Here is a 12,894-nt window from a genome sequence, read left to right on the forward strand (position 1 = left end):
TTTGTTGTACTTAAAAATTTATTTTGTTAAAGCTTTTTCAATGCTTACTCGTAAATCAGAGCTAGTAACACTTTTTACGAACGTATCTGAAGCCCAAGTAATTGACATCATCCCTGAAGCAAAATCTGCCCGAATTAATCCACGATCAGTTTCCGGATATTTTTCAATACTTGATAAAACTTGAACAACTTCCTTAGATAAAACAACGTTGTCTTGCCCTAAAATTGAATTTGTACGAATAAAAACACCATAATTTTTGATATGGAAAGTAATAAAACGAGAACCAGCTCCACCTTCTTGATAGCCAGTAATATTATTCCCTAAATCAACTGGAATCCCACTTTTTTCTGGGATTACTTGAATGTTATCTTTTGCTTCTTCGTGCGTATCAAATTCTAATTCTGAATATTGTGTTTTTGGCTTACTAGCCTTTGATTCAATCTGTTCCTGATTAAAGGAATTATTGCTAGCGTATGTCTCAATTCCTGTTTGTACTGCAATTGTTGTTAACAAAATTGTTCCTAAAATAAATAGACTTTTTTTCATAATTATTTCTCCTCTTTCTTTTCTTTTTCATTTGAATTATTTGTTTTATTGTTATCCATCGTACTTTTACTGTATCTGTTTATGAAATTCTGAAACAATGAAACATCGATTCCTATTTTTTGATAATTTTCTAATATTGATTGAATTTCCATTAATAAATATCCAAAGTAGAGTACATAGAGTAATCCTGTACCTGTATTTCCTGGAATAGTCATTGCTAACGGGATAAAGAATATGAGTAACATTAGTGCAGCTATTTTCTTTAAAATTCCATTGATTCCTATTCTTGATTGAAAGTCTATTTTTGGATTCATTTTTGCGGCAAAAACTCCTGATAAGAAATCAATAATCATTGCGCAGCAAATCATTGCTAGAATAAACATATGGTTACTTTCTAGTCCCATATGAATAATCAGTTCTTGTATCTTATCCATAGAACTCTCCTTATCTGTATGTTTATAAAGATTCACACAGCATTTCATTTAGAAACTTTTTAAAATGTTGTTTCGTTCTTTGTGCTCTCTTTCTACTCTTTTCATCATAGTTGGAACCCCATTGGCATAGCTTTGAAGCTTCACATGACGTATATCCTTGTAACAACAAAAGGATAAATTTGCTTTGTTTAGGAAATTTTTTTATATAGTTTTTTAGCATCTCTTTATAGCAAATTGCTTCTTCTATATCTATTCCTGCATCTTTTTGTTGACACGTATTACTATCTAACTCGTTCCAACGTGCAGAGTCATAAGAAATACCATTCTTGTCAGCGCTATCACATGTATTGCTTTTGTATAATCGCCACACACTTTTTTCAGCAAGATTCATTCTAAAAAGAACAATATTTTTAAAAGTATGTTCTACTTTTTCTTGTCCTGCATATGTTTCAAGTGCTTCCCATACGGCCAAATCAAAAGAACTTATAAAATCTTCATACGGGATACAAAGCTTATAGAGTTCACTTCTATGCTTTGCATTTTTTGCAGATACACCTATATATCTTTCCATATACTCCATTACATTTATCAAGTCTTCTTCCTTATTTGTAAACCTATAGATATCTGATAACCGAGTTACTTCTGCCCAAAACTCCACATAATCACTACCTTCTATTTTTATAAATGTATGTAATGAAAATATCCATTTTGTGACATAAAATAATTACGTTAGTAATGGATTTCATATAGGTGTGTATTTAGTTTTCAATGATCTTAATGCTTTATCTTAAGAAATATTGCTTTAAACACTAATAACTAGTGTTTAAAGCAATATAATTTGTACTAATTAAAGAATCCTTTGCCCCACACAGTGTCTGTACGACCATCATCTGGTCCCACTGCCACGTAACGGCGCAATCCTGAACCTGCAATATAACTAATCCATGCATAGCCATTTGCGAAAATATAACTGTCATAGCCAATTGACTGACCTGCTTCGTAATAATCTAATGCAGCACTATTTGGATCGGTGTCAGCACTGACCGGAAGCTTGCGATTTGGAACAAAATTACCTGCTTTAGGTACCAACCCAATAGAATTAGGGTGTGCCTGTGAACCAGGATCTCCACCATTATCAAAAAATCCTGTTCCCCATACAGTGTCTGTTCGACCATCATCTGGTCCTACTGCCACGTAACGGCGCAATCCTGAACCTGCAATATAACTAATCCATGCATAACCATTGGCAAAAACATAACTATCGTAGATAATGGCCTGACCAGCTTCATAATAAGCTAATGCTGGGCTATTTGGATCTGTATCACCACTTACCGGTAATCTCATGCTAGGATAAAATACACCACTCAATGCACTTCCCGTATTTGAACCCGATCCTGAAGGGGTATTATTTAAAAATCCTGTTCCCCATACAGTGTCTGTTCGGCCATCATCTGGTCCTACTGCCACATAACGGCGCAATCCTGAACCTGCAACGTAACTAATCCATGCATAGCCGTTAGCAAAAACATAACTATCATAAACAATAGCCTGACCAGCTTCGTAGTAATCTAAAGCCGGACTATTAGGATCCGTATCACCACTTACCGGTAATCTCATACTTGGATAAAATACACCCGCTGAAGGATTCACTGAATCTCCTTTTGAACCAGAAGAATCTCCAGGATATGGTTTTGAAGCACCTCCAAAACGGTAAATTGTAACTGGTGGACGACCTGAAGCGACCCATACTTGATCATGATTATCAACAGAAATTCCATTAATTGAACATTTATTTCCATCCCAGCCACAAGTACAATGAATAATATTATCTTTATCATCTATAAAAATTCCCGTGTGGCCAAGTTCACCACCAGAGTTACCTCTGATTCCCCAAATAAAAATATCACCTCGTTGTACATGATATTTTCCTCCTACTAAAGGAACTTGCGACCATCCAACGCGTTCTAACTGACCAAATAAGGAGTCAGTATTTCCAGGAAAAGTTGAAGGATCAATAAACCCTGCCTCTTTTAATGCAAAATACACAGCACTTGAACAATCATAAGAATTTGGTCCTAATCGGTAATCCATACTATAAGTTATATGTTGAGCTTTTTTTTGTTCCATCCAACGAATCATTACATCAAAACCAATACGTGCGTGATTTGTTGTTTCCTCATTACCAGAGGCACCTTCAAGATAAAGGGCTGTTTCAGCGTTTCTTCGTTCAACAAGTTTTGGTAATTTAATGCTTCCAATATCATAGACATACAATTTCATTTCTCTTGCAGCCGAATTAAATTCTTTGTTATTCGTAAAATGCATGATATCTGAACTTGGTAAAAAGCCTAATCCTTTAGAATGAGAGAAAGAAACTAATGCATCAAATTGATTCTGAGTAGCTTTAATTGCTAAAAGTTTAGATATTAATGCTGCATGTTCATTTAGATCATCACGTAATATCTGAGTAGCCTGGCTCTCTGTAATGACCATTCCTGGTTTAATCGGATGTTTTTCATTTGTAAAGTGACCATAGCCAATAGATAAAATTCCATTTCTTCCTGCTACAGCTTTTAATGAAAAGTTTGAGTACTTTTTACAAAGATCGATTGCTTTTTGACTGTAATTCATAAACTTCACCTCATATTTTTTGTCGCGACTTTTTTCGTATACGCCAATATATGTGGTTGAATAATCTTTTTTGTGACAAAAAAAAAGTAGAAAATTATTAATTTTCTACTTTTAGTAAATTATTTGATAATGATATGTTAGTTATTTTGCAAATTCTCCATCATAACATCTAATTGATCTTCTGAAACATTTCCAACGTGGTTTTCGGTTGCTAGAGATATAGACCCTTCTTTATTTTTAAATAAATACATTTTCTCTTGGTTATCACATATAATTTCTGTATTCACTTTTACAGTTCTTATTCCTGAACCAATCTTATTATTGGAAAATACTCTGATTTCTTTTGTTGGTACTGTATTTACAACAAATGAAGATTCTCTAGTTTCTATTTTTTCAGGTTCTTTACGAGAGCGTGAGTGAAAAGTAAGCACTCCTTTAGTGTCATTAGCATTATCTAACCTCAAATCTACAGCAAATGAGCCACTCATATAGGGTTGGTCAAACGTTTTTAGTTCTGCTATTTGTTGTAATGATACAGCATATGGCGCATCCACAGATTGATTTCCTGATTGCACAGTATTTGGTAATTCATTCGTACTTTCATTTTTTGAAGTTGTAACTGTTTGTTCTTCACTAGCTTTCTTTGACGATTCACTTATCGAGCTTTTATCCTCTTTTTTATTTACAGTGCTACTATTCGTTTCAGTTGTATTCGTTTTACTTGAATTTGTTTTATATAACGAACTAGTACTTTCTTTTATTGGCGGATTTTCTTTATTTTTTTCTGTGTTAGAACAACCCGAAAAAACTAAAACAAGTACACATAACATTATAAATTTCATTTTATTCTCCATTCTTACCTTAGTTTATTTCCCCCAAAATATTAAGTTGTATCTATTACAACTCTAAATATCATTTCAATAAAATATTATCACTTAGTTATACATTTGCCAAACATTTCTATGCTTTCGGACAGTTAAAAAGAAAACGATATCAAAAAGTTACGTCACTTTTTTTACGAAAAATAAAAAGGTGACGTATTTAGTAATCACCTTTTATAAAGTTTTGGAATTAACAAACCTGCTTGTTCTTGTTCTAGTAACATTTCGAGACCAATAGCAAGAATTTTCGATTCGCTTTTTCTATATTTTGTTTTGAGATACTTTAACCCTTCTTGTTGTTTTAAATTTAAATTAGATTGTGCACGCTTATTACCTTTTCTTATAGCCATTCTGATCCATCCTTTTTGTTAAATAGTATTCCCTCCATTAATAATGTATTAGTTGATTAACTCTTTTAATACCTGAAACGACAGCTGTAAAATATTCTGGCAAGATCTTTAATTCATGTGTTTTACGCTCATTCATCTTCTTCACTCACTTTCCATTTAAAAATATAAATTTATATGTTCAAAGACATCTCGTTTTTTGCTCGTTGTGTAGTTATCAAACCTGATAAACAATTCTTTCTTTACATTATTTTTAAAGAACTTAATGGCGTATCCATACTTAAACCTGACTATTTTGATTGCATCTCTGCATATTTTTTTCAGTTCATCTTTGGAAAGTTCAATGCTAAAACTTATCACTATATCAGAAACACCATTCACCATTGCTGTTTTAGTAGACCAATCGTCATTACAATAGTGTCCATAAAATTGATATCGTTTATCATTGTCTGAATCAAACAAACTTATTTGCTCGTTCATCTTCTTTATTTATACCCTCTTTCAGTTACGTATCCTGGTATGCTCCAGATTCCGAGTGACTCATTTTTAGCCTTTTCTTGTGCTTCCTCTAATTCTAGTAGATACTTAGTGTTAGGCTCTTTGACATAAGCCACTCGTGCTAAACCTTCACTCACAAGCGTTTTTTGTAGTAATGTTCCATCTACAAAAATATACCCCAACACTCGTCCGTAACGATCTGTTTTATCGCCACTATCGTATTCAAAAGTAATCTCTGAAGCAGTAGACAAAAGTTCTTTTGTACGTTTACTAGCTTCCAAACCAAAAGTCTGAACTTTTGTTTTCGGATTTACAGTTTCCGGTGTATCTACTAATAAAAAGCGAACCTTTTGTTCTTTTCCGTCAATCCTCAAAACCGTTGTGTCACCGTCTACGTGTCGAACAAAATCAGCTGGTATACGTTGATTGTTTGAAATAGTTTTAAAAAAACCTTCATTAACATCTTGTGATAGGTCTTGTACAAAATCTTGTGCTTTTTGTTCAAGACTTGCGCATCCTGATAATAGTAAAGTGGCTACTGCTAGCAGCAGCCACTTTTTTCCAATAAATAGTTTCATTTCCTAACTCCTTAACTTTTTTTCCGTTTTAAAGAATACTCAATTTTCTTTTTTTCTAACCTATCAAACGTTAATCCTTCAACAGCTCGTTCCCATTTTGTTTGTTGTGCTGTACGTTTCTTTGTACTGTCTGCATATATTTTTTGTAAATTTCCATTACCCATGAGTCACTCCTCCTTAAAAAGGTAAATCATCATCTGAAATATCAATAGAACTACCTTCTAAATCTGGAAAGGGTTGTTGCGCATTGCTTGCCTGCTGTCCAACTGGTGTAGGATTAGAAGCGTTAACACCACGTTGTTGACTAACTTCTTTTGACTCTAACAATTGGAAGCTTTCTACAACCACTTCTGTCACATAAATACGTTGTCCTTGTTGATTCTCATAGTTACGTGTTTGAAGTCTACCCACAAGACCAATCAATGTTCCTTTTCGTGTATAGTTTGCTAAAGTTTCTGCAGGTTTACGCCAAATCACACACTGAATATAGTCTGCTTCACGTTCACCATTTTGATTTGTAAAATTCCGGTTAACTGCTAGTGTAAAAGCCGCAACAGCTACACCACTTGACGTATAACGCAAATCACAGTCTTTTGTAAGTCTTCCTACTAAAGTCACATTATTAATCATTTAAAAAACCTCTTTCTATTATTTTTTTAGAAGTGATAGCAACTGGTACTATCACTTCTAAATATTTACTGTTTTACTAAACCACCAAACATATTTTTAAACTTGATTTCACCAAACTCTGAAAGGAACGGATCCGTTTCGTTTAATCCGTAAGTGTATTGGTAATTCTCTACAATACTTTGATGGTCCATTTCCCAGTCCTCTTCATACGGAGATATATAAAACAAGTACAACATTGTTATATCCCCCATATACTTTTGTTCAATCGCATAGTATACAAGTATATTGTTTTCTTTCTCGATAATTTCGATTGCTTTTTTCCGTTCTTCGTTGATCCAATAGTTGGCGCCTAGATATGATTTTCCCGAAAAACTAATTTTTCCTTCCTCAACAAATTGTGCAATTGTTGGTTCATGAATGCCTAAAATCTTCATTCTTTTTCTTGCTTCCATTTTCATTTTTTCTAAATTCAATTGAATCCCTCGTTTCTGTTTATCTTTATAATTATTATACCATACATTGTATACAATGCATAGTATAATAATGAGGGATATTGACAAATTTTGGTTTTTTATATACTATATTTTGTATAGTATATATAGGAGGGTAATTCAATGAAAGATCTTTCTCGTGAAGAAGTTTTAACTTATTTAGAAAACAATGTGGTAGATAAACAAGGTGCTGCAAAAATTACAGGCCAATCATTAAATGCCTTCACACAATCCGTAAAATTGAATGCAATTAAGCCTTACTTTGAAATTAAACATGTAAACGGTGAACGACCTACTGTACGCTTGTATCACGTAGACGATTTAAAGGAATACGCAAAAAATAAACGAAGATAAAAGAGAACCCCCTTCTTTTATTCTCGTTTATTTTTTTATATAAAATTCTTAGTTTATTTTATGACTATTCACTGAAAAATCGTCTTTCCATTTTTTCATACCTAATTACTTTGTTTAGTGTTTATTTCTATCTCGCTCCCACCGCCACCGCCGTTAAGGCGCGTTGAAAAAAAAGAAAGGCTTTCGCCTTTCTTCTTGTAGAGAATGTGTTATAATAAACATGTAAAGAGGACGTACTAGTCATACGCCCTCATGATAGCACCGCTAAAGACGGTGGCAAGTTTTAACAGATTTTAGAAATAATCGTCAGCCTGCTAAAGTAGACGGTTATTTCTTTTTGTCATTTTTAAGCAAATCCACAATCAACTTAATCAATGCGATGGTAAACATACCAAAGCTTAATATCAGCTGAATTGTTTCTAATGCAGACAAAAGGCTTCCCCTTTCTTTGGATTTTGGAAGTACGCACATACGCACCACCTCACTTTCGGATTGGATAGCCACCGTCATTAAACTTTACTATCGCCTCTATTATAACATAAAACATAGTACATTTTTTATTCAATACTTCTTAAACGTAAGATAAGCTATTCATCCCAAAGTTTACTTGGCACCCTGCTCAACCAATTAGAAAAATCCAGAAACCAACTGCCTATATCTTCGTTCCACGCAGCTAGATAATGGAAAAATAGAACGATCAATCCAAATAAAAGCCAAGCAATCCAACTTGCCCATTCCATTCTAAGTTCTTCAGTTGTTAAAATCACAATCGGGTAAATTAAAAAAATAAAAGCTAAAATTCGAGCAACGATTAGTATTAAAGTGGTAGTAAAACCACTAGTAAGAATCGTTAACAGCCCAATGTAACGGAAAAGAAGACGTAGAATAAAACAGGGTAAAAATAACACTACAGACAATCCTCGTTTCAAAATAAGCATAAAACTCTCCTTTCATTCCTTAACAGTTGTTTTTATAATTTTGGTTTGACATTATTTTGGTTTGCGGTTTCTTTTTTTTGTACAGCTTGAATTTCATGAAGTTGATTGATTTCATTTCGCGTTCGTTCCAATTTATTCTCTAACAGAGATTGACTGGTTTTAATTGCTTCTATTTCCCCTCGAACATCTTCATAAGAAAATTCCGCAAGTGTTGCGTCTGGTAACAATGTTTTCAATTTTTGCTGAATCAACTCTAGTTCTCCATTCAGTTCGTTTTCTAATAAGAGGTTGCTTAACTGGTGCAACTCCAACATCTTCTCGTCAAGAGTTTCTAAAGTTTCTTCTGCCTCAAGAAAAGCAGCTTCTAATTTCTCTTCTAATAATTCTAGTTGTCTTGTGTCCTCAACTTCATTAGCTGCTAAAAAATTAATAGCGTTGACTAATTCATCGATGGTTCGCATCACAGGTTCCTTTTTCAGTGGTGTTTGGCCATTATACAAGCGTAATTGTTTAATCAAAGTTTCACCAGTCATATACCGATTCCGGTCTGCATTTTTTTCATTCATCAGATAAAAAAAATCTTTACGTTTTACATAAATATTATACTGACCATTTTCAAGTGGATCTACTTTGTACGCCCCAATAAAGACTTTTCCTCTCTCTCCAAAGCCAAAATCAACATTTACATAATACCCTCTTGTTGTTTTATGAGAAATCTGCCACTCATCAATAGTTAATTGATAGTCAAATTCATTTTTAGTCTTCTCACTTTTTTCTACATATTTTTCAACAACCTCTTTCAAAGTTAAAACACTTTTATTTTCTTTCAATCGTTCAACAATCTTTTCATAATTATATCTAGTGGGGTCATTTTTTGACAAGCTTCGACTACGAGTATTTTTTATTTGTGGTTCGTCAAGTAATCGATAGGTCGTCCACTTTTTAGAAAAGTCTACCGATAAATTCAAAGCTTCTGCTTTTTCTAAGAAATCATTAATTGAAGAACTTTGTTCTAATAAAAAGTCTAAACGAGATTTTATTTTTTCCTTGTATAACGATTCAGTTTCCCACATGGTATATTTTTTATGCGAATTTTTTGGTGATTTTTCGATTATTTTTGCACCTTCCTTCGCTGCAATCTTATCCGAAATTTGTTCGAAGACTCTTTTGGTTCCTTTTTGCCAACGAAAGGCTTTACCTGTTTTTAAGTTGGTTGAACTAAAAATAATATGATTGTGTAAATGTTCCTTGTCGACATGTGTTGCGATCACAAATTCATACTCTCCACCCGTCAATTCCATCACCGTGTTGTATCCTATTTCATGTATTTTTTCTGGCGTTAAATCATCTTCTGGAGAAAATGATTGGATTAAATGGTGTGCTAAAACGGCGTTGCCTTTTTCTAATTCTGTTAACGTTGGTGGAAGCAATCGTTCTGATTTTGGATCGAATGTGTACCCGATTTTTCGTTGAATTGCTGCTTGTAATTTTGTTAATTTAAATTCTTCATAAGGATTTGTTGGATCCACAATGCCATGCCCAGAAACTAATTTTTTCATGTACGTCTTATCGTCATTTACAATATATTGAAATAAATGTTCCAAGTGTTCAGACGGATTATCATTCGTGACTTCAGTTTTTTCTGCATTCTCAATATACGAGCAGGCATTGTTTAATTTATCAAATGTATGAATAACAAAATGTTTTGTATACACCATTTACGATTGTTCCTTTCTCTTTATTAATTTGTTTAATTCGCTCTGAACCAGCGCATTTAAACTATGAACTTTATCGGTCAAATCTTTAATATCTTCAGACGAAATTTCGTGAAACTGATTGGCCAGACGAGCCATTTGATTAATATTAATGCCAATTTTATGAATTTCGGTAGTTAGTCTGTTGAGTTCGGAATAGTCAACGTGGCGAATCTCTCCTTGAATCAAAAGGTGCAATGCAAAATTTTGAAAGTTCGGAAAGAAACTTTCTTCAATTTTTCGTTTGATTAAGTTATTTTCTTCTTCTGATAGTCTAACTATTCTTTGAATAGGACGTTTTAGCTTTTGTTTATTCTCCATAATTATTTCTTCTTTCTTTTACATAATAAGTAGTCTCCTTAGTTTGACAATTGGTTACACCCAAGGGTAGGCTTTCTTTTTGCGAGCAGAGCAACATGCTAGCATGTTGCGATATTTTGAATGACTCCTACCAAAAATACTGGTAGGAGTCGTTCAAATTTTTGGGGTTCCCCCAATCCCCATCGCTACACTTTGACATTTATTGACGTTTCGACTTACCAATTTTGACCTTTATTTTTTCTTTCTTATTGATAAGGAGCTAATAACTCATCCAGAAAGACCAAATACGCGTCATTTCCTTTCAACTTTCGTAAATAAGTGGCTGCTTCTTCGTAAGGAAATAAATCAATTTCTAATTCTTTTTCTTTAAAATCATGAATCAACGTATCCAGTTCTTTTAGCACCGTTCCTTTTGATTTTTCTTTCTTTTTCTGGTGGACTCTTGGTTGTTCACTAAGCAGGTCTGCCAAGAAAAATTGTGTCAGAATAAATTTACTTTCGTCCGTTAATTGGTCCATTTTGTTTTCTCCTTTTCTCTTATTATTTGTTTTTAAAATCGAGTAGAATTTGCTATTTGAGCAGAAATTTTTGGTTCATTTTGTTGCCTTTTTTGCTCGTTAGCTTGGGACTTTCCCACTTCAGTTTCTTTTTTCTTCGCATTCAATAAACGTTCTTCAAATTTATTTTGGGGAAGTTGAATGCCTTTTTCTATGGATAAAGCATGGTCGGCTTTTTCAATTAGCGTGCGCGCCTCTTTCGTGATCGTTTCTAACGATTGCGTAAATTCTTCTAACTTTTCTCCTTGCTTCGTCCAAGAAGAAAGATAACCAAAAGAATACGAGGACGTATCCAGCCCTAAGTGACGGGAGACAATATAGGCAACTGATTCCGCTTCAAATTCTTGTCGAGAATAAACGTCATCTCCAAATATCGCTTGCGAATCTGGGTGAAGCATGGCATGCGTCATTTCATGAAGTAAGACTTTTAAAGTCATCACTTCTCCTAAATGTTGTTGGAGGACAATTTCTTTTTTCGTTGGATCATAATACCCATTCGCACCACTTGCAATAGACGTGACAGTTACTGGAACTGGGCAAATCTCAACTAACGCATTGTAAGTTCTGGTGAATGTTTTACCGTCGCTAAGATTCTCTTCCAGATTATAAACAAGCTGTGGCAACTCTGCGCCGGTCGTTTGTTCTACATCAAAGACAGGCGTTAAAAAATAGCGCGTCTCTTTGACAATTTCTCCATTTTCATCCGTAACTTTTTTCCCGTTCTTATCGACTTTATCTTTAAAATAAGGGGCATACACATACAGTGCTTTGCTGCCTTTTTTTACTTGACGATCTAACTTTTTCCACGCATTGTAACCAGCTACACGACGTATGTTTGGATTTTGTGCCAACAACAAACGAATATTTTTTGACGAATATTTATGAAATTTTGAAGCAAAATCTAAATAGTTTTTAAACGTATCACTTGTTAAATACTCTTTGATCCCGTCGTTCAAATGCTGCGATAATTTTTTATAATCTTTCTTTTTAATTATCTCTTCCAAGGTGATTTCTGGTTGGCTTTTTTGCTTCATTTGTGTTTTTTCAGACATTTCTTTATTCCTTTCTCTGGATCGTTTTTTTGCTTCTTGACGCTTTAATTTTGCTTCTTTTTTCTTTGTTTCATTCTTTGTTTGCTTTAAAATATCGTTCCAATCTGTTTTACTTTTTCCTTCAATTAGTTTAGGTTGGTCAAGAGTAATTGGACACCAGTTATTTGAAAATTGTTGAATAAATTTCTTCCCTGCTTCGTCATTATCTACAGCCAAAACAAGTTGGACTTTTTCCGTTGTTAGTTTCGACTTTTCTAATTGTTCAAGAACGGTTGACTTTTCTTCCTCTTTGACATAAGAGCCAATTTCATTGGCAATAAGCGTAGATACTGCGCCCTTTTTAAGTCCATTCGCACAAAATAATACCGCATCTCCAATCGTCTCTTTTTTTAATTCGTAATAACTCATGAGATCTATAGGAGCTTCAAAAACAATGATTTTGATTGGCTTTTCTGACGTAGCTTCTGCAATTTTTGGTGGATACCCTACACGAACAGTCAACCCATAATAGCCATTTCCCCAGACACGCTTTAACCGTCCTCGTTCGCCATGTAGCTTCTTATTTTCCCAAATACCTTGTAAGGCAACGCCTTTAATTTTTTCTTCAAGACCAACGTGCTTGAAGACTATTACTGGTTCACTTTGTCCGGTCTCTTTATCTGTATACGTGGATTGTGCCATGAGGTTTTGTTCAAAAAAGAAATCAATCGTTTCTCTTGATAACTTACGTTCCTGAAGCAAGTAATCAATGGTGGCATTTTGTTGTGTATGTTCTTTCATATAATAATGAAAGTTCGTCGGAGTAGGTTCTTTCAACGTTTCAACAGCCCCTGCTTCTACGGTCTGTAAATACTGCAATGCTTCAGCGTGTGTACACTCTTT

At 34.0% G+C, this 12,894-nt stretch carries 19 protein-coding genes; 1 reads left to right on the forward strand and 18 read right to left on the reverse strand.

Annotated features, from left to right (window positions below; translation table 11 throughout):
* Positions 1 to 18: 18 nt before the first annotated feature.
* The 12 genes from IGJ52_RS14185 to IGJ52_RS14240 all read right to left on the reverse strand — a co-directional run bounded on the left by IGJ52_RS14185 (position 19) and on the right by IGJ52_RS14240 (position 7,105).
* On the reverse strand, positions 19 to 546 hold the full coding sequence (locus IGJ52_RS14185) for a hypothetical protein (protein ID WP_010825770.1): 528 nt from the start codon (positions 544 to 546) through the stop codon (positions 19 to 21).
* A 2-nt stretch (positions 547 to 548) separates the two neighbouring features.
* Complete coding sequence (locus tag IGJ52_RS14190; RefSeq protein WP_002390339.1) at positions 549 to 1,016, reverse strand: phage holin family protein; 468 nt, start codon at positions 1,014 to 1,016, stop codon at positions 549 to 551.
* The gene (gene bacL2, locus IGJ52_RS14195; RefSeq protein WP_002360860.1) at positions 1,003 to 1,638 is read right to left on the reverse strand and encodes a BacL2 family protein; all 636 of its coding nucleotides are present in this window, start codon (positions 1,636 to 1,638) and stop codon (positions 1,003 to 1,005) included. Before bacL2 ends, IGJ52_RS14190 begins: the two co-directional genes overlap by 14 nt.
* 185 nt (positions 1,639 to 1,823) lie before the next feature.
* Complete coding sequence (locus IGJ52_RS14200; RefSeq protein ID WP_010716504.1) at positions 1,824 to 3,611, reverse strand: peptidoglycan amidohydrolase family protein; 1,788 nt, start codon at positions 3,609 to 3,611, stop codon at positions 1,824 to 1,826.
* A 137-nt stretch (positions 3,612 to 3,748) separates the two neighbouring features.
* Complete coding sequence (locus IGJ52_RS14205) at positions 3,749 to 4,453, reverse strand: hypothetical protein (RefSeq protein ID WP_010716503.1); 705 nt, start codon at positions 4,451 to 4,453, stop codon at positions 3,749 to 3,751.
* A 206-nt stretch (positions 4,454 to 4,659) separates the two neighbouring features.
* Positions 4,660 to 4,842 carry a hypothetical protein gene (locus IGJ52_RS14210; protein ID WP_002360857.1) on the reverse strand — a complete coding sequence of 61 codons (183 nt, stop codon included), beginning with the start codon at positions 4,840 to 4,842 and terminating at the stop codon, positions 4,660 to 4,662.
* Positions 4,843 to 4,879: 37 nt separating this feature from the next.
* Positions 4,880 to 4,978, reverse strand: coding sequence for a DUF3850 domain-containing protein (locus tag IGJ52_RS14215; RefSeq protein ID WP_010717415.1), 99 nt, complete (start codon positions 4,976 to 4,978; stop codon positions 4,880 to 4,882).
* 20 nt (positions 4,979 to 4,998) lie between these two features.
* Positions 4,999 to 5,319: a hypothetical protein gene (locus IGJ52_RS14220; protein ID WP_002365879.1), complete on the reverse strand. Its 321-nt coding sequence runs from the start codon at positions 5,317 to 5,319 to the stop codon at positions 4,999 to 5,001.
* A gap of 5 nt (positions 5,320 to 5,324) precedes the next feature.
* Positions 5,325 to 5,915, reverse strand: a complete 591-nt coding sequence (locus IGJ52_RS14225) for a thermonuclease family protein (protein WP_002365878.1) — start codon at positions 5,913 to 5,915, stop codon at positions 5,325 to 5,327.
* A gap of 11 nt (positions 5,916 to 5,926) precedes the next feature.
* Positions 5,927 to 6,079 (reverse strand): hypothetical protein, encoded by a 153-nt coding sequence (locus IGJ52_RS14230; RefSeq protein ID WP_002365877.1) that lies wholly within the window; start codon positions 6,077 to 6,079, stop codon positions 5,927 to 5,929.
* Positions 6,080 to 6,092: 13 nt separating this feature from the next.
* A complete protein-coding gene (ssb, locus tag IGJ52_RS14235) occupies positions 6,093 to 6,545 on the reverse strand; it encodes a single-stranded DNA-binding protein (protein WP_010709223.1) in 453 nt (150 codons plus the stop codon).
* Positions 6,546 to 6,610: 65 nt separating this feature from the next.
* Positions 6,611 to 7,105: a hypothetical protein gene (locus IGJ52_RS14240; protein ID WP_016632820.1), complete on the reverse strand. Its 495-nt coding sequence runs from the start codon at positions 7,103 to 7,105 to the stop codon at positions 6,611 to 6,613.
* Between the two features lie 54 nt (positions 7,106 to 7,159).
* Here IGJ52_RS14240 and IGJ52_RS14245 point away from each other — a divergent pair, with 54 nt between their 5' ends.
* Entirely contained in the window at positions 7,160 to 7,390 is a 231-nt protein-coding gene (locus tag IGJ52_RS14245; RefSeq protein ID WP_002360849.1) for a hypothetical protein, read from the forward strand.
* Positions 7,391 to 7,717: 327 nt separating this feature from the next.
* On the opposite strand, the gene pepG1 is transcribed toward IGJ52_RS14245, so the two are convergent.
* The 6 genes from pepG1 to IGJ52_RS14275 form a co-directional block, all read right to left on the reverse strand.
* On the reverse strand, positions 7,718 to 7,861 hold the full coding sequence (pepG1, locus tag IGJ52_RS14250; protein ID WP_073438140.1) for a type I toxin-antitoxin system toxin PepG1: 144 nt from the start codon (positions 7,859 to 7,861) through the stop codon (positions 7,718 to 7,720).
* A 116-nt stretch (positions 7,862 to 7,977) separates the two neighbouring features.
* On the reverse strand, positions 7,978 to 8,328 hold the full coding sequence (locus IGJ52_RS14255) for a hypothetical protein (RefSeq protein WP_002365874.1): 351 nt from the start codon (positions 8,326 to 8,328) through the stop codon (positions 7,978 to 7,980).
* 32 nt (positions 8,329 to 8,360) lie between these two features.
* Positions 8,361 to 10,046, reverse strand: a complete 1,686-nt coding sequence (locus IGJ52_RS14260; RefSeq protein ID WP_438792247.1) for a relaxase/mobilization nuclease domain-containing protein — start codon at positions 10,044 to 10,046, stop codon at positions 8,361 to 8,363.
* Positions 10,047 to 10,403, reverse strand: a complete 357-nt coding sequence (mobC, locus tag IGJ52_RS14265) for a plasmid mobilization relaxosome protein MobC (protein ID WP_002365872.1) — start codon at positions 10,401 to 10,403, stop codon at positions 10,047 to 10,049.
* Positions 10,404 to 10,648: 245 nt separating this feature from the next.
* Positions 10,649 to 10,921 (reverse strand): hypothetical protein, encoded by a 273-nt coding sequence (locus tag IGJ52_RS14270; RefSeq protein ID WP_016633404.1) that lies wholly within the window; start codon positions 10,919 to 10,921, stop codon positions 10,649 to 10,651.
* Positions 10,922 to 10,953: 32 nt separating this feature from the next.
* Positions 10,954 to 12,894 (reverse strand): ArdC-like ssDNA-binding domain-containing protein (locus tag IGJ52_RS14275; protein WP_438792248.1); only part of this gene is annotated, 1,941 nt, incomplete at its 5' end.

Source organism: Enterococcus sp. DIV1758, assembly GCF_051711985.1.
GTDB lineage: Bacteria > Bacillota > Bacilli > Lactobacillales > Enterococcaceae > Enterococcus > Enterococcus faecalis.